Annotated in this window: 15 protein-coding genes; 8 read left to right on the top strand and 7 right to left on the bottom strand. The window is 71.7% G+C overall.

The window, feature by feature from the left end; translation table 11 throughout:
- Positions 1-51: 51 nt before the first annotated feature.
- From H0487_RS09560 to H0487_RS09565, 3 genes are read left to right on the top strand one after another with little or no spacing between them, the layout of a single operon-like run.
- The gene (locus tag H0487_RS09560) at positions 52-723 is read left to right on the top strand and encodes a maleylpyruvate isomerase family mycothiol-dependent enzyme (RefSeq protein WP_246383257.1); all 672 of its coding nucleotides are present in this window, start codon (positions 52-54) and stop codon (positions 721-723) included.
- Complete coding sequence (locus H0487_RS23845) at positions 713-838, top strand: hypothetical protein (protein WP_281370657.1); 126 nt, start codon at positions 713-715, stop codon at positions 836-838. Before H0487_RS09560 ends, H0487_RS23845 begins: the two co-directional genes overlap by 11 nt.
- On the top strand, positions 835-1,770 hold the full coding sequence (locus H0487_RS09565; protein ID WP_183094008.1) for an oxidoreductase: 936 nt from the start codon (positions 835-837) through the stop codon (positions 1,768-1,770). Before H0487_RS23845 ends, H0487_RS09565 begins: the two co-directional genes overlap by 4 nt.
- On the opposite strand, the gene H0487_RS09570 is transcribed toward H0487_RS09565, so the two are convergent.
- A complete protein-coding gene (locus tag H0487_RS09570) occupies positions 1,761-3,068 on the bottom strand; it encodes an ATP-grasp domain-containing protein (protein WP_183094009.1) in 1,308 nt (435 codons plus the stop codon). The two genes, H0487_RS09565 and H0487_RS09570, sit on opposite strands and share 10 nt — an antisense overlap.
- 156 nt (positions 3,069-3,224) lie before the next feature.
- Here H0487_RS09570 and H0487_RS09575 point away from each other — a divergent pair, with 156 nt between their 5' ends.
- Positions 3,225-3,998, top strand: a complete 774-nt coding sequence (locus H0487_RS09575) for an SDR family NAD(P)-dependent oxidoreductase (protein ID WP_183094010.1) — start codon at positions 3,225-3,227, stop codon at positions 3,996-3,998.
- Between the two features lie 9 nt (positions 3,999-4,007).
- Here H0487_RS09575 and H0487_RS09580 read toward each other — a convergent pair whose 3' ends face one another.
- The 3 genes from H0487_RS09580 to H0487_RS09590 form a co-directional block, all read right to left on the bottom strand.
- The gene (locus H0487_RS09580) at positions 4,008-4,802 is read right to left on the bottom strand and encodes a crotonase/enoyl-CoA hydratase family protein (protein ID WP_183094011.1); all 795 of its coding nucleotides are present in this window, start codon (positions 4,800-4,802) and stop codon (positions 4,008-4,010) included.
- A 47-nt stretch (positions 4,803-4,849) separates the two neighbouring features.
- Entirely contained in the window at positions 4,850-5,470 is a 621-nt protein-coding gene (locus H0487_RS09585) for a hypothetical protein (protein WP_183094012.1), read from the bottom strand.
- A gap of 91 nt (positions 5,471-5,561) precedes the next feature.
- Positions 5,562-5,942, bottom strand: coding sequence for a hypothetical protein (locus tag H0487_RS09590; RefSeq protein WP_183094013.1), 381 nt, complete (start codon positions 5,940-5,942; stop codon positions 5,562-5,564).
- A 244-nt stretch (positions 5,943-6,186) separates the two neighbouring features.
- Between H0487_RS09590 and H0487_RS09595 the strand changes: the two genes are divergently transcribed.
- Together H0487_RS09595 and H0487_RS09600 are read left to right on the top strand one after the other, a co-directional pair.
- A complete protein-coding gene (locus tag H0487_RS09595) occupies positions 6,187-7,233 on the top strand; it encodes a hypothetical protein (protein ID WP_183094014.1) in 1,047 nt (348 codons plus the stop codon).
- A 122-nt stretch (positions 7,234-7,355) separates the two neighbouring features.
- The gene (locus tag H0487_RS09600) at positions 7,356-9,848 is read left to right on the top strand and encodes a helix-turn-helix transcriptional regulator (RefSeq protein ID WP_183094015.1); all 2,493 of its coding nucleotides are present in this window, start codon (positions 7,356-7,358) and stop codon (positions 9,846-9,848) included.
- A 25-nt stretch (positions 9,849-9,873) separates the two neighbouring features.
- Here H0487_RS09600 and H0487_RS09605 read toward each other — a convergent pair whose 3' ends face one another.
- Positions 9,874-11,118, bottom strand: coding sequence for a fatty acid desaturase family protein (locus tag H0487_RS09605; RefSeq protein ID WP_183094016.1), 1,245 nt, complete (start codon positions 11,116-11,118; stop codon positions 9,874-9,876).
- 20 nt (positions 11,119-11,138) lie between these two features.
- Entirely contained in the window at positions 11,139-12,263 is a 1,125-nt protein-coding gene (locus tag H0487_RS09610) for a ferredoxin reductase (protein ID WP_312855882.1), read from the bottom strand.
- 94 nt (positions 12,264-12,357) lie between these two features.
- On the opposite strand from H0487_RS09610, the gene H0487_RS09615 reads away from it, so the two are divergent.
- Both H0487_RS09615 and H0487_RS09620 read left to right on the top strand, forming a co-directional pair.
- The gene (locus H0487_RS09615) at positions 12,358-13,539 is read left to right on the top strand and encodes a PucR family transcriptional regulator (RefSeq protein WP_183094018.1); all 1,182 of its coding nucleotides are present in this window, start codon (positions 12,358-12,360) and stop codon (positions 13,537-13,539) included.
- Between the two features lie 9 nt (positions 13,540-13,548).
- Positions 13,549-14,466: an SGNH/GDSL hydrolase family protein gene (locus tag H0487_RS09620; protein WP_183094019.1), complete on the top strand. Its 918-nt coding sequence runs from the start codon at positions 13,549-13,551 to the stop codon at positions 14,464-14,466.
- A 38-nt stretch (positions 14,467-14,504) separates the two neighbouring features.
- Here the strand turns inward: H0487_RS09620 and H0487_RS09625 are convergent.
- On the bottom strand, positions 14,505-15,465 hold a 961-nt coding region (locus H0487_RS09625), incomplete at its 5' end, for an amidohydrolase family protein (RefSeq protein WP_183094020.1).

Below are 15,465 nucleotides of genomic sequence, written 5' to 3' on the forward strand. Positions count from 1 at the left end.
GACCTGACCACCCCCCGGTCGGCCGCATGCCGCGCCGCTACGATCGCGGCCATGAGCGATGCCGACCGGTTGGCGGGCTACATCGAGACCTGGTGGCAGGCGATCGGTGACTTCACGGCCCTCCTCGACTCCCTGCCCGACGACGCCTGGGCGTTGCCGACCGACCTGCCCGGGTGGGACGTCAAGGCCGTCGCGGCCCACACGGCCCACCTGGAGAGCATCCTCGGCGGTGGTCCCGACGAGCAGGCCGACATCGGCGAGGCCCCGCACGTGACCGGTCCGATGGGCCAGTTCACCGAGATCGGTGTCGTCACCCGCCGCGACCGGACACCGGCCTCGATCATCGAGGAGATCCGGGAGCGGACGACCCGGCGTCACGACGAGCTGCTCGCCGAGCCGCCCACGGACGGGAACGCTCCGGCGCCCGGCCTGTTCGGCCTGGTGGGCTGGAACCAGCAGACCCTGTTTCGCAACCGGCCGCTCGACGTGTGGATGCACGAGCAGGACGTCCGCCGTGCGGTCGGGATGCCCGGCGGCCTCGACACCGCCGGCGCCCAGCACACGGCCGACTACCTCTCCGAGGCCTTCGGGTTCGTCGTCGGCAAGAAGGTCAAGCCACCGGTCGGCACGACGGCGGTGCTGGCCGTCGACGGCACCCGGGTCGTCGCCGTCGACGGCCAGCTCCGCCGTCGTGCCGACCGGTGGGTTGGCCATGGACCGTGAGTCCTTCATCGTGCTGGCCGGCGGACGGCGGGAGCCGGCCCCCGGCGCCGTGGTCATCGAGGGTGACGGCCAGCTCGGCGCCGCGATCGTCGCCGTCATGGGGAGCACCCCATGAGCGCGGAGGCCGTGTGGACTCCGGAGGACATCCCGGACCTCAGCGGACGCACGATCCTGCTGACCGGACCCACCATGGGCGGGTTGGGGCACTACACCGCGCTCGAGCTGGCGCGGCGCGGTGCCTACCTGATCCTCGCGGGGCGGACCCTGTCGAAGGTCGACGCGACCGTCTCCGCGATCCGCAAGGAGGTGCCGGGCGCCCAGCTCGAGGTCCTCGAGCTCGACCTCGCGAGCCTCGCCTCGGTGCGGAAGGCCGCAGCGGAGGCCGCTGTCCTCGGGCCGATCGACGTCCTCGTCAACAACGCCGGCGTCATGGGCACGCCGTACGCCCGGACCGAGGACGGTCTCGAGCTGCAGATGGCGACCAACCACTTCGGTCCCTTCCTGCTGACCGGGCTGCTGCTGCCCCAGCTGGTCGCGAGCGGCGCCGGGCGGGTGGTCAGCGTCTCGTCGCTGATGCACACCGTGGCACTGAAGGCACCCCTCGGCGACCCGCTCGTGAAGAAGGGCCGCTACCAGCGGTGGCCGGTCTACGGCCAGAGCAAGCTCGCCAACCTGCTCTTCACCGGCGAGCTCGAGCGACGGTGCCGCGCCAAGGGCGTTCCGGTCTCGGCGGTCGCCGCGCACCCGGGCTTCTCCGGCACCCACCTGGTCGCCAACGGCCAGACCGGCCGGGCGAGCGGCGGCATCGCGTCGATCCTCGACGCCACGGTCAAGGGCATCTCGCAGCCGGCCGATGCCGGCGCGTGGCCGTCGCTGATGGCCGTCACGGCCGACCTCCCCGGCGATGCGTACGTCGGCCCGAGCGGCTTCAAGCAGCTCGGCGGGCCGCCGCGCCGGGTGGGCCGCTCCAAGCTGGCCAAGGACACCGATGCTGCCCGCCGGCTGTGGGAGATCAGCGAGGAGACCGTGGGGTTGCGCTACCCCTGAGCGGCTCCGGGCGCCGTACCGCCGGCCGAGGTGTAGAGGCCACGGTGCTCGAGGTCGCGGATCGTCGCGTAGTCGGCCGCCACCTGCCGCTCGTCGGGGTGGCTGAGGTAGACGAAGCCGGGTGCGGAGGCCAGGTCGCGGGTGACGTCCAGCCATGAGCCCCCGGTGGTCGCGGGGACCACCGCGACCACCGACGCCAGGCGGGCGAGGGCGTCGGCCCACGTCGTCGTGCCGGACCCGGGCACGTGGTTGACGAGGCTCACGTTGCGGACGGGCTGCGTCCACGATGGGCGGATGTCGGCCGCGGCCTGGTCGCCCACCAGAGCGTGTGCCAGGGCGCGCGTCTGGGAGGTGCCGGAGTACCTTTCGGTCACCGATGGTTGGGTGGCGCCGCCCAGCCTCGCGCCCGTCTCGACCAGGACGGGGCCGGTCGAGGTGAGCATGATCTCCGTGTGGGCGGCGCCGTTCTTGATGCCGAGGGCGTCGAGGACCTGACGCGTGAACTCGTGCAGCTCGGCTGCGTCGGTCGTGGAGCCGCCGACCGGCTCTTCGAAGTCGTAGACGAGCCCCCCGGAAGGTCCGGAGCACTTGGTGTAGCGCCAGGTCTCCACCATCAGGTGCCGGCCGTCGATCGACACCGAGTTGACGTAGTGCTCCACACCGAGGAGACGCTCCTGGACGACTGCGTAGCGGTTGGGCGAGCCGAAGAGGTCCACCGCCTCCAACACGGCCCGAGCGGCCTCCGCGGCCTCAGCGGCCGACCGGCAGAAGTGGACGTTGTCGGCTCCTGCGCTGCTGAGCGGCTTGACGACGACCTCGGTGGCCCTGCTCGCCAGGAGGGCGCTCCTCGCCATTGCAGGGTTCTCGACGAGATCGCTGGCGGGTGCGCGCAGTCCGGCTGCAGCGACGACGCGGGCCATCAGGTACTTGTCGCGCCGAGCCCGACGCTGCGATGGCGCGTTGCCAGGAAGCCCGAGGCGATGACTCAGACGGTCGGCGAGCAGGACGCCGGACTCGGTGCCGGGGACCACGGCGGTCACCCCCCGTTGCTCCAGCGCTGCTGCGATGCGATCGAAGTCCTCCTGGTAGGCGAGGTCTTCCTCGTAGCAGCCGCTGTCGAAGGACCGGGTGAACAGCTCGGGCATCGTCGGCTGGCTCGTCAGGTGGAAGCAGGTCGCTCCGAGGTCGCGAAGCTGAGCGGCGATGTACTTGCCGGTGGAGTACCCGTCCACGATCGCGACGACGGCGCGCCGCGGGTCGCGTGTGGGATGTCCAGGTTGGTGGTCGTCGTGCTTCATCGTCACCTCCAAGTCGGCCGCCCGCGGCTCCGCCCGGGCACGGCTGTGGTCACTTCGTCAGCAAGAAGACGTTGAGAGGGGCGGTTTCCTTACGCCGAAGACGCTGGAAGTTCGAGATTCCCGGCGGCTCGGGTCACTCGTGAGAGTCTCGGCCGCATGACTGCTCTTCGTCCCGACGCGTTCGTCGGTCGCTCGATCCTCGTCACCGGGGCGTCCTCAGGGCTGGGGGCGGCGACCGTACGACGGTTCGCCGCTGGCGGTGGGCGGGTCTACGCCGCCTCCCGCAACGCCGACCTGCTGGCCGAGGTGGCGGCGTCCTGCGTCGACCTGCCGGGCGAGGTCGCGTTCGGCTCCCACGACATCACCGTGGCCGACGACTGCCGGGCAGCCGTCGCGGCGGCGGTGGCGTCGTACGGCGGTCTCGACGCGGTGGTCAACAACGCCGGCCGTCACGACTTCCGGGTCACGACCGATGTCACCGACGAGGAGTGGGCGCACGACGTCGCGCTCAACCTCAGTGGTGCGTTCTTCGTCTCCCAGGCGGCGATCCCGCACCTGCTCGAGGCCGGGGGCCACGGCAACATCGTCAACGTCGCGTCTGTGGCGGGGCTGATGGGCGAGGCCTACTCAGCGGCCTACACCGCGTCGAAGCACGGCATCGTGGGTCTCACCAAGGCGCTGGCGATCGAGTACCTCAACGCGCCGCTGCGGGTGAACTGCGTCTGCCCCGGCGGCATGAACACCCCGCAGGTCACGACGATCTCGGTGCCCGACGGCGCCGACTGGGACCTCATCATGAGGGTGTCCGCGAAGCGCGGCCTGATGGACGCCGACGCGGTCGCCGGCGTCATCGCCTACCTGGCGTCGGACGACGCTGCCGCCGTCCACGGCACGATCCTGCCGGTGGACCAGGGGCACCTCGCAGGCTGACCCGTCGGATCAGCGGACGCGGGGACCGTACTCGGGGGCGCTCTTCCTGAACGCGGCCTCGCGCGCGGCCTTGGTGTTCCGGGCGGCGAGCAGGAAGGCCTGCTCGACCCGCTCGCGGGCGAAGGTACGGCGCGGGGACGACGTCCAGGTGTCGTTGAAGAGGCGCTTCGCGGCGGCGATCGCGTCGGGGGACTTGGTGGCGAGTTCGGCCGCGAGCCGGTGGGCGCCGGCGAGCGGGTCGTTGTCGAGGGTCGTGACCAGCCCGAGCTCGTGGGCCCGGCTGCCGTCGAAGACCTCGGCGGTCATGGTGAGCAGCTTGGCCTGGTCGATGCCGACGAGCTCGGAGATGCTGCGGATGCCCGACATGTCGGGGATGAGGCCCCACTTGCCCTCGAGGACCGACCAGCGCGAGTCGGGGGTCGCGATCCGGAAGTCGGCCGCGAGGGCGATCTGGAGGCCGCCGCCGAGGCAGTGGCCGTGGACGGCCGCGATGACCGGGACCGGAACCCGCCGCCACGCCCAGCAGGACTCCTGGAACAGGTTGGTGCCGCGCAGCGGGTTCGGCACGAACGCCTGCGCGATCCCGGTGGGGCGCTTCATGACGCTGGCGAAGTCGAGGCCGGCGCAGAACGCGTCGCCCTCACCGCTGATGATGACCGCGCGCAGGTCCTTGTCCTTGCGCAGGGCGTGGGCCGTCGACGCGAGGTCCTGCAGGATCGGCAGGGTCAGCGCGTTCAGCTTGTCGGGCCGGTCCAGCCGCACCTCGGCGATGCCGTCGACGATCTCGCAGGTCACGTTGCTCATGGCGCAATGCTACCCGCAGGTAACTTAGTGCGCGAGTGACGTTCCCCTCAGCGGTAGAGCGCCACCGTGTCGGTCGCGTCGGCGAAGGTCAGCACACCTCCGTCGACGCCCCAGATCTCAGTGACGCCCGGCTCGAGCGCGACCTCGAAGTCACCCTCGTCCGACGCGACCGTCAGCACGCCGTTCCCCAGGGTGTAGGCCTCGTCGTGGCGCGGCACCGCGATGCCGGCCTCGTCGTCGGAGACCGGGCAGCGCTCGTCGTCGGCGTCGCCCTCGTCGATCCGGTCGCCGTCCTCAAGCCGCACGGTCCACGACTCGGCGAAGTCGCAGATGAGCACGTGGTCCTCGCCGGCCGGTGCGAGCAGTGCGCCGCCGTACCCGCTGTCGGTCCACAGGACCTCGCCGCCGGAGTCGAACGCGGTGATCTCGGTGCCCTCGTCGATCTCCCAGCTCGAGGAGACGATCACGACGTTGTCGAGGGAGATGACATGGGTCGGCGACCAGTCCTCGTCGAGCTGGGCGGACCAGACGCGGGTCGCGTCCTCGGCGACCAGCGCGTACGACGTCGCGTCGTCGGTCGGGTCCTCGTCCTCCGCGGGTTGGCAGGCGGTGGTCGCGAGGGCGAGGGCGGTGAGCGGCAGCAGGGCGACGCGCAGACGGGACGACATGCCCCCGAACGTGCCCCGGGGCCCGTCCGACCATGCGGACAGGCCCCGGGAATCGTTCTCGAGGACGAGTGGCCGGGTCGTGTCCCCGGAGTCACTCCACCGTCGTGCAGTCGATCTCGCCGTCGGGGTACCGCAGCAGGACGGTGTTCCCGGTGGCGACGCTGTTGGCCGTGATGCAGTGCGCCTCGCCGAGGTTGGCGACCGACCCCTCGGAGAAGGTCAGGACGAGGGTGTTGCCCTCGACGGTGTACCCGTCGGTGTTCTGCAGCACCGACGACAGCGCGTAGCCGACCGCGTCGAGCTCGTTGGCCGGCACCACTTCGGCCCCGTCCTCGTCCCCGGTGTCGTCCCCGGTGTCGGTCTCCGTGCTGGGGTCGGAGTCGGATTCCCGAGCGGTGTCGTCCTCGGAGCAGGCGGTGAGGGTCGCCATGAGAAGGGCGGCGGCGATGCCGGCGAAGATGCTGCGGTTCACGTCGGGGCTCCTTGGTCGATGTCGCGTCACGGGATTCGGCGGCAAATGTGGCAGGCGGAGGGCCGCATCTCCCTGAGTAGGAATTGCTCAGGGTGCGTCGCCGCCCGAACCGGCACGATCCGCTCGTCCACTTCCCGGAGGAAGGTCGCCCATGAACCGCCCCGTCCACCGCTGCGCCTTCGTCGCCGCCGCTGTCATCGTTCCGATGGTCACGCTTGCCCCGCATCCGTCCTCGGCTGTCCCCGTGGCCGACACCGTCTCGTACACCAGTTGCGACCGGGAGCTCGACTACGTGCCCTACGGGGCCTCGACCCAGTGGCGGCCGACCTTGACCATCGACACGCCTCAGGTCGTGCCGGTGCGAAGCAACCAGACCGTTGCGTTCTCTTTGAGCGACCTGCCGGCGGACACGTTCCCCGGGGACGTCGCCGACGCCACTCTCAGCCTCACGCTCACCTTCGAGGACGGTCGCGGCAACACGTTCGGACTGACCGGCGAGAGGTTCGTCGGCACCTTCGACGCCGACGCCCCGCTGGACCTCGGTTCCGACACCCCCTTCGAGTTCCACGAGTTCCAGTACGCCGACAGCGGGTGGTACGACTTCCGCCCCAAGCAGGTCGAGATCGGGTTGCTCGGCGACCCGCAGGGCAGCGGCAGCGGCTTCTTCAGCACCTACGTGTGCGACCAGGCGGTCGCTCCGGAGCCGATCCTGCAGGTTGCCGCCTATGACCCGGACGCCGACGCGCGGCTCGAGACGCGCGCGACGACCGTTCGGCAGGGCGAGGGCTTCGACCTCCGCGGGTACGACTTCGCCGCCGAGACCCTCGAGGACCCGGATGCCGACATCGAACTGAGGCTGGGCGGGCTGGCGCTGGCCGGCGTCGACGCCGACGCGACGGGCGCTTTCTCCGAGCCTGTCGTCGTGCCCGAGTTCGCGAAGCCCGGTGGCTCGGTGGTCCTTCGCGGCATCGACCAGACCGATCAGGCTCAGCTCACGCTGCGGGTGGTGGCCCGGAAGGGCGTCGCATCGGTCGCGCCGCGGGCTGTTGCCACCGGAAGGAGCGCGACCGTGCGCGGCAGCGCCTTCAAGCCCGGCGAACGGGTGCGGATCACGCTCAAGACGCGTCGGGGCGCTGGTGTCCGCGTCTTCCGGGTGCAGGCGACGGTGGGGCCCGACGGGACGTTCTCGAAGCGGGTCCGCCTCGCCCGCGCGGCGAAGGGCGGATGGAAGGTCGACGTCGCCGGGCCGGAGAGCTACCGCAAGGCCACCGCGTCGTTCCGGATCCGCTAGAACGGTGGGTGGGTCCACGGGGATGAGCCCGCCCACCGCGGCACACCGGCCAGCCAGTGGTGGAGCCAAGTCCGCAGCCAAATCCGCAGCAGGGCGCCCGGACCTTGTCTAGGCTCGCAGCGATGGAACCCGATGCCCGTGTCGCGGACACGCAGTCGGTGGTCGCTGACCTGCTGGCGGGCGGCGCCGTCGTCGTGGTCGGGGATCCGGGTTCCGGGCGGACGAGCCTTGCGACCCGGGTCGTCGAGGGCATCGGCGGCGCGATCCACGTCCGAGGGGCGGAGGCCGTTGCGGAGGTCCCCCTCCTCCCGTTCGCTGGCCTGGTGGGAGCCGCCGACGCCGGTCGTCCGACGGTGGCGCTCTACGAGGAGGTGCCTCGGAACCTGCGAGCAGGCGGGTCGGTCCTGGTCGTCGACGACGCTGATCGGCTCGACCAGGGTTCCGCCGTGCTCCTGGCTCAGGCCGTTCGTGCCGGTGTCCCGACCCTGGTCACCGCCGGCTCGTCCCGCGGCCTGTCCCAGGCGGTCCGAGGGGCGCTCGAGCTACGCGGCGCCCGCGTGGTCGCACTCGGACCCCTAGCCCCGGCAGCTCTTCTGGCGTGGGCGGAGGCTCTGCTGGGTGGCGAGCTCGAGGTGCCGAGCGGTGCCGCCCTCGTCGATCGATGCGCTGGGCTCCCGGCCATCGCCGTGCGGCTCCTGACCGAGGCCACCTCCTCCGGAGCAGTCCGGCCCGGCGACGGGGGGATCCGGATCACGGGGTTCGCGCCGGACCGCGATGTGCTGGCCCTCGCGGGACACGACACGACCGACCTCACGGTCGAGGTCTCCGACCTGGTCGCGGTGATCGGGTTGGTCGGCGCCGTCCCGGTCGAGCTGTTCGACACCGCAGCCGTGCAGGAGGCGGTCCGACGCCGTCTGGTGACCCTCGTCGACGGAGTCCTCGTGGTGGGTGGTCCGCTGGTCGAGGATGCCTGGCGTCGTCGCACCGCCCCCCGAGCAGCCGCCTCGCTCGCGGCCCGCGCCCTCGCCCATGCCGACGTCGGCGTCCCCGAGACGACGCGCGCGGCCCTGCACGTCCTGTCGGGTGCGGAGCGCGACCCGGAGAAGGTGGTCACCACGGTGGACTGGCTCCTCGGTCGCGGGTGGACCGGGGATGCGGCCATGCTGCTCGACCAGCTGGCCGAGACGACGAAGGTGCTCATCAAACGCGCGGAGATCGCGGCAGCCGAAGGGGACCGCACCGGTGCGGTCACCCTGCTGGATCGCGCTGTGCACGGGGCAACGGACGACCACGAGCTGCTGTTGATCGTTCGCGGGTGGATCAGGAACCTTCGCGGGCGGGTGGACGACCACGCCGAGCTCGAGGACCGCGTCCGTTCGATCCTGTCGACGCTCGGCGACCCCGTCGTCCGGGCGCAGGTCCGGTCGCTGCTCGTGGAGCGTCGGGTGATCCTCGGCGACGTCGCGCCGGACGGCGCGGCCCGGGACGCGGGTGAGGTGCCGTTCGACGGGTCTGCCGCCGCTGCGCTCCGCGCCGTGATGGACGGCCGACTCGACGACGCTCGCGACCGTCTCTTGCCTGCGGAGCCTGCCGCCGCGGAGGGCGAGCACGACGAGCAGATGAAGGTGCTCGCCCACTTCCTGTCGCTGGTCTACGACGACCGCCTCGTCGAGGCGCGTCAGGTCGCCGAGCGTCAGCAGCAGCGGGCGTTGGCCGAACGGCGGCCGATCCTGGGTCTGTGGTCCTACAACCGGACCAAGATCGCCTTCCACGCCGGACAGTACGACGAGGCGGCGCTCCTGGGTGCCGATGCCCGGCGACATCTCGCCTGGCACGACGTGACCGGCCTCGCACTGCCGGCCGACGCGTTGGTCGCTGCGGCGCTCGCCCGGTTGGGCCGGGGCGGCGAGGCTCATCGGCTCGTGACGGGTGTGGCCGCGGACGAGCTGTTGCTGCCGCGCGTGCGCATCGGGGTCGCCCGGGTCCGCGCGGAAGAGATCCGCGCGAGCCGACCGACGGCTGCGGCCGAGCTGTTATGGGAGGCCGGCATCTACGCCCTGGAGAACAATGAGCTCTTCTCCGGTGTGCTCACCGTGGACGAGTCCTTCATGGTCCGGCCCGGCGCCGAGGCCGCGGACCTGCTGGCCTCGGTGCGCGATCGCTCGGCACTCGTCGCGGCCTTCGCCGACCGGGCGGAGGCGGTGCTCGCCGGGGACCCCGCTGCGTTGGAGGCGGCTGCCCAGCGGTTCGAGGCACTCGTGCTCCCCGGACGTGCTGCCCACGCTTGGCGACTGGCCGCAGACCTCCGGTCGCGCCGCGGCGAGGAGCTCTCCGCCCGTGCAGCACTCCGTGCTGCCGGTCGCATCACCGCGGCCTGGGACCTCAACGGATGGCCGGACGCCGTCTCGTTCGCAGGGCTCAGTCCACGCGAGCGGGAGGTCGCCGCCATGGCTGCCGACCGCCTGCGGACCAAGGAGATCGCCGACAGGCTGGGCCTCTCGCCGCGGACGGTCGACAACCACCTGCACTCGGTCTACACCAAGCTCGGGGTGTCGCGCCGTGACGACCTCGCCGCCGCGCTCGGATCCGACCCGTCGTCGTACGGTCGACGGTAGGGCCCCCGGGGCAGGGCTGCGGGCGTCAGGCCGCGGGGACGTACTCCGCGGCCTGCTGGTTGGCCTTGCGCTCCAGCAGCTTGAGCATGACCCGACGCTTGCGCTTGTCGGCGGTCGAGATCTTGTAGAGAGCGACCAGTTGCTGCGGCAGGTTCTTGGCGTTGGTGGTCGCCAGCCAGCCGTTGGGGAAGGAGAGCCGGACGAACCGGTGCCAGGCGCTCGCGACCTGCTTCGGCATCGGGGCCGTGTGGTAGTTCAGGTCGTACTCGTCGAAGATCGCGCGGACCTTGGGCGCCACCTCCGCGTACCGGTTGCTCGGCAGGTCCGGGAACAGGTGGTGCTCGATCTGGTGGCTCAGGTTGCCGGACATCATGTGCAGTGCCTTCGAGCCGGAGATGTTCGCGGAGCCGAGCATCTGCCGGAGGTACCACTCGCCGCGGGTCTCGCCCTCGATCGACTTCTTCTCGAACGTCTCCACGCCCTCCGGGAAGTGGCCGCACATGATGACCGAGTGCGTCCAGAGGTTGCGCACGATGTTGGCGGTGAAGTTGGCGGCCAGGGTCGGCAGGAAGGACCCGGTCGGCAGCGAGAGCAGCGGGTGGACGACGTAGTCCTTGGCCGCCTGCTTGCGGATCTTCGCGAGCACGGCCTTGGAGTTGGCCGTGAACTCCGCGGACCGCTTCTCCTTGGGCGTCTTCAGGTTCTTGCCGAGCTCGAGGTCGTACGCCGCGATGCCGTACTCGAAGAAGCAGGCGTTGATGAAGTTCCACACCGGCTGGAACATGAAGAACGGGTGCCAGGGCTGGTCCTCGTCGACGCGCATGATCCCGTAGCCGAGGTCGTTGTCCTTGCCGATCACGTTCGTGTAGGTGTGGTGCAGCTCGTTGTGGCTGTGCTTCCACTGGTCCGACGGCGTCACGTTGTCCCACTCCCAGGTGGTGGAGTGGATCTTGGGGTCGCGCATCCAGTCCCACTGGCCGTGGAGGATGTTGTGGCCGATCTCCATGTTGTCGAGGATCTTGGCGACCGAGAGGCCGGCCGTGCCGACGATGAACGCCGGCGGGAAGATGCTGCCGAGCAGCACCGCCCGGCTGCCGAGCTCGAGGTAGCGCTGGGTCTTGATGACCCGGCGGATGTAGGCGGCGTCGCTCGCGCCTCGGGAGTCGAGCACCTCCTGGCGGATGGCGTCGAGGCGCTGGCCGATCTCCTCGATGTCCTCGGGGGAGAGGTGCGCGATGGGGTTCTCGGCCTTCTTGGTCACAGCAGTCATGAGGGTCTCCTGATGGGGGATCAGTGATCGAGGTGGCAGTCGCCGGCAGCGGCGCTGATGCAGGTCTGGATCTTCACGCCGCCCGGGCCGGCCTCGCCGGGGACGACGACGGTGACCTCGCCGTTGCGGAGGTCGCGGATCGCGCCCTCCTTCATCGGGAGGACGCAGCCCATGCAGATGCCCATCCGGCAGCCGCTGGGCATGAGGACGCCGGCCGCCTCGGCCGCGTCGAGGATCGGGGTGGCGCCGTCGGCCTCGAGCACGATGCCGTCGGCGAACGTGACCGTGCCGCCTTCTCCTGCGTCAGCGAGGAGGGCGGTACGGAAGCGCTCGGTGGTGAGGGCGAGGCCGCGCTCGTCGTACCACTGCTCGAGGGCGTCGAGCAGGCCGCTCGGGCCGCAGGCGTACGACGTGCGGGCGGCGATGTCCGGCACCAGCGACTCGAGCCGGGCCAGGTCGAGGACGCCGTCGCGGTCGTCGAAGTGCTCGACGAGCGTGATCCGGCTGCTGGCGCCGAGGGCGCGCAGCTCGTCCTTGAAGATCGAGTCGGGCTCGGTCTGGTTGACGTGGAGCAGGACGATGTCGGTGGTCGGGGCGACCGAGCGGGAGAAGAGGTTGCGCAGCATCCCGATGACCGGCGTCACGCCGGAGCCGGCGGTGACGAGCAGGAGCCGGTCGGGGACCGGCAGCGGCAGCACGAAGTCGCCGGCCGCCTGCTGGAGGTGGATCATCTCGCCGGCCCGGGCGCGGTGCACGAGGTGGTTCGACACCACGCCGTCGGGGATCGCCTTGACGGTGATGCTGATGTGGCCGTCGCGCCGCGGGCCGTGGGTCAGCGAGTAGCTGCGCCAGAGACGGACGCCGTCGACGTCGACGCCGACCTGGAGGTACTGGCCGGGCTCGTGGCCGCGCCAGTCGCGGCCCGGCTTGATGACGATCGTGGCGGCGTCGGCGGTCTCGGCCTGGACGGCGACGATCTTGCCGCGCAGGTCCGCGCCGGAGCGCAGCGGGTGGAAGCCGTCGAGGACGTCGTCGAGGGACAGGGGGGTCAGCGCCGCATCGGCGGCAGCGCGGAGGCGGCGGCGCAGGGCGCCGCGCTGGGCACTCCGGGCCAGCACGGGGGCGGAAAGACTGATCGAGCTCACGACATCAAGAATCTCTGATCGAGGCGGTAAGGTCATGACTGCTCACGGTGAATCTGACGCCCCTTTTTATGCGTCAAGAACAAAAGGAGTGCTGATGGCCCGTCGTGGAGCTCCGGCGCCCCTGGTTCTGCCCCCCGACGTCATGGTCGCGATGCGCTCCGCCCTGCCGGTCGTGGCCGACGACGTCGTCTCCGCGATCATCGAGGAGGTCCCCAGCTACACCGATGCCTTCAGCGGGCCGATGGGCGAGACCATCCGGTCCGCGGTGCGGGTCGCCCTCGGCGGCTTCCTGCTCGTCGTCTCGGAGGGGCGCGGTGGCGCACAGCGCACGCCGGCCGCCGCCATCGAGGGCGCCTACCAGCTCGGCCGTGGCGAGGCCCGCAGCGGGCGCAGCTCCGAGGCCCTGCTGTCGGCCTACCGGATCGGTGCCCGGGTGGCGTGGGAGCAGCTGGCCGCCCTCGCGGTGGAGCACGAGGTCGACGCGACCACGCTGGGCTCCTTCGCCCAGGCGGTCTTCTTCTACATCGACGAGCTCTCGGCCGCGAGTGTCTCGGGCCACGGTGACGAATCCGCGACCGCCGGCCGCGTCAAGCAGCGGCTCCTCGACCGGATCGCGCGTCACCTGCTGACGGGGGCGCCCGAGAAGACCGTCCTCGCGGCCGCCGAGCGTGCCGAGTGGTCGCTGCCGACCACCCTGACCGCCGTGATCGTGCCCGAGTCGCAGGTCGGCTCGGTTCTCCAGCTGGTCCACCAGGGCACCCTCCAGGCCGCCGACCTGCCCGAGCTCGACGCCGCGGTGCTGCTGCTCGTGCCCGACGCGCACGGGCGACGGCGATCGGCCCTGCTGCGCGGGGTGGACGGGCGCAACTGCCTCGTCGGCCCGGCCCGGCCGTGGCTGGAGGTGCGCTCGTCGTACGACCGGGCCCGAAGGGCCCAGGAGCGGGGCCTCGGCGTCGACACCGAGGCGCACCTGCCCGAGCTGGTCCTCACCGCCGACCCCGAGGCGCTCGCCGACCTGCGCGAGGCGGTCCTCGCCCCGCTCGCCGACCTGCGCCCGGCCAGCGCGGCCAAGCTCGCCGAGACCCTGCGGGCGTGGCTGCTCCACCAAGGGCGCCGCGACGACGTCGCGACGGCGCTCTTCGTGCACCCGCAGACGGTCCGCTATCGGATGGCACAGCTGCGCGAGCTCTTCGGCGACCGGCTCGAGGACCCGGCGACCGTCCTCGCGCTCACGATCGCGCTCGGCGTGGATCCGGCTCCTGGTCCGGCTGCGTAGGTTGAGGGCATGCGCCCACCGGTCCACCGTCCGTTGCGGTTGCTCGTCGCGACCGGCCTGGTGGCGGTGCTGACCTCCTGCTCCGACGCCGGAGCCGACGCGCCCGAACCGACCGGTCCCGCGAGCGGGCCCAGCACCGGCTCGACGGGCTCCCGAGGCACCTACGTGGCCCTCGGTGACTCCTACACCGCAGCGCCGATGGTGGGTTCGACCGACCTCGCCGGGGGCTGCTTCCGGGGCGACGGCAGCTATCCCGCCCTGGTGGCCGACGCGCTCGACCTGGACCTGGTCGACGTGAGCTGCGGCGGTGCGACCAGCGACGCGATCACCTCGGACCAGGAGACGCTCGCCGGGTCGATCGTGCCTCCGCAGCTCGATGCGGTGCGGGCGTCGACCGACCTCGTGACGATCTCGCTCGGTGGCAACGACTTCGACCTGTTCTCGGACCTGATCCGGGCCTGCGGTTCGGAGGCCGCACGTGACGACGGGGCCGTGTCCTGCTCCGCGGCCGTCCTGACCGACGACGTCGCCGACTCCAGACGGACCGCGGCCCACATCAGGGAGCGGCTCGTGGAGGGGATCCGAGCCGTGCAGGAACGGGCGCCCGACGCCCGCGTCGTCGTGGTCGGCTACCCGCAGGTGGTGCCGGCCCGTGGGTCGTGCGCGGCCCTTCCGGTATCTCCCGCGGACGCCTCGCTCGCCCGGCGGGTGAACGTGCTGCTCGCCCGCCAGCTCGAGGTGGCCGCCGAGAAGACGGGGGTCGAGCACGTGGACGTCTTCGCGGCCACAGCGGGCCACGATCTCTGCAGTGCGGACCCGTGGATCGCCGACGGGTCCGTTCGACCGCCGGTCGGGGCGCCGTACCACCCGTTGGCGGCGGAGCAACAGGCCGTCGCCGACCTCCTGGTGGACCTGCTCGACGACTGAGCCCGCTGTGTCAGGCCCGCTGTGTCAGGCCCGCTGTGTCAGGCCCGGTGCACGGTGCGCCCGGCCACGACCGTGAGGGACACCGTCGGCCGGCTCGCAGTGAGCGGGTCGTCGTCGAGCAGCACCAGGTCGCCGGGGGAGCCCGGCTCCACGGCCAGCCGCCCGTCGACGGACGCCGCGAGAGCCTCTCGTCGGGTCAGGGCGTGCTCGCCGTGCCAGGCGGGCCGGTGGTCGCCCGTCCGACGGACGGCCGCGTCGATCGCCAGCCACGGGTCGAGCGGTGAGACCGGCGCGTCCGAGCCGAGGGACAGGGGCACCCCCGCCTCGAGCAGCCAGCGGAACGCGAAGCACCGCTCCGTCCGGTCGGGCCACACCTGCTCGGTCAGGTCCCGGTCGTCGACCAGGTGGTGGGGTTGGACGCTCGCACGCAGCGGGAGCCGGGCCATCCGCTCGACGTCCTCGCGGACGATCAGCTGGACGTGCTCGAGGGAACCGTGTGCGCCCGTGTGCTCGTACGCCGTCAGGGCGGCGTCGACGGCAGCGTCACCGATCGCGTGGGTCGCCACCTCCAGGCCCGCTGCCCGAGCGCGGGCGAGGAGTGCCGTGAGCTCGTCGGTCCCGAGGTTGGGGGCACCGGTCGGACGGGCAGGGTCGGCGCCCACGGCGTAGGGGTGGTGGCACCAGGCGGTCGCGGTGTTGAGCGACCCGTCGCTGATGATCTTGAGCGGCCCCATCGTCAGCCGGTCGTCGTCGAGGAGCGGCACGCCGGTGCGCAGTCCCTCGGCCACGACCTCGTCGAGGTGCTCGGCATAGACCCCGGTGCGCACGCGGAGCAGGTCGGCGCCGTGCGTCCAGCGCTCCCGCCAGCGGTCGGGGGTGTCGGTGAACTCCAGGTCGGTGAGCCCGACGATCCCGAGGGAGGCCGCGGCCGCCATCGTCTGCCGGTAGGCGGCCGGGTCGTCGGCCGTCTCGGTGAGCGAGTTGAGGCGCTCGTAGGCC

Source organism: Nocardioides stalactiti, assembly GCF_014180715.1.
Taxonomy (GTDB): domain Bacteria; phylum Actinomycetota; class Actinomycetes; order Propionibacteriales; family Nocardioidaceae; genus Nocardioides; species Nocardioides stalactiti.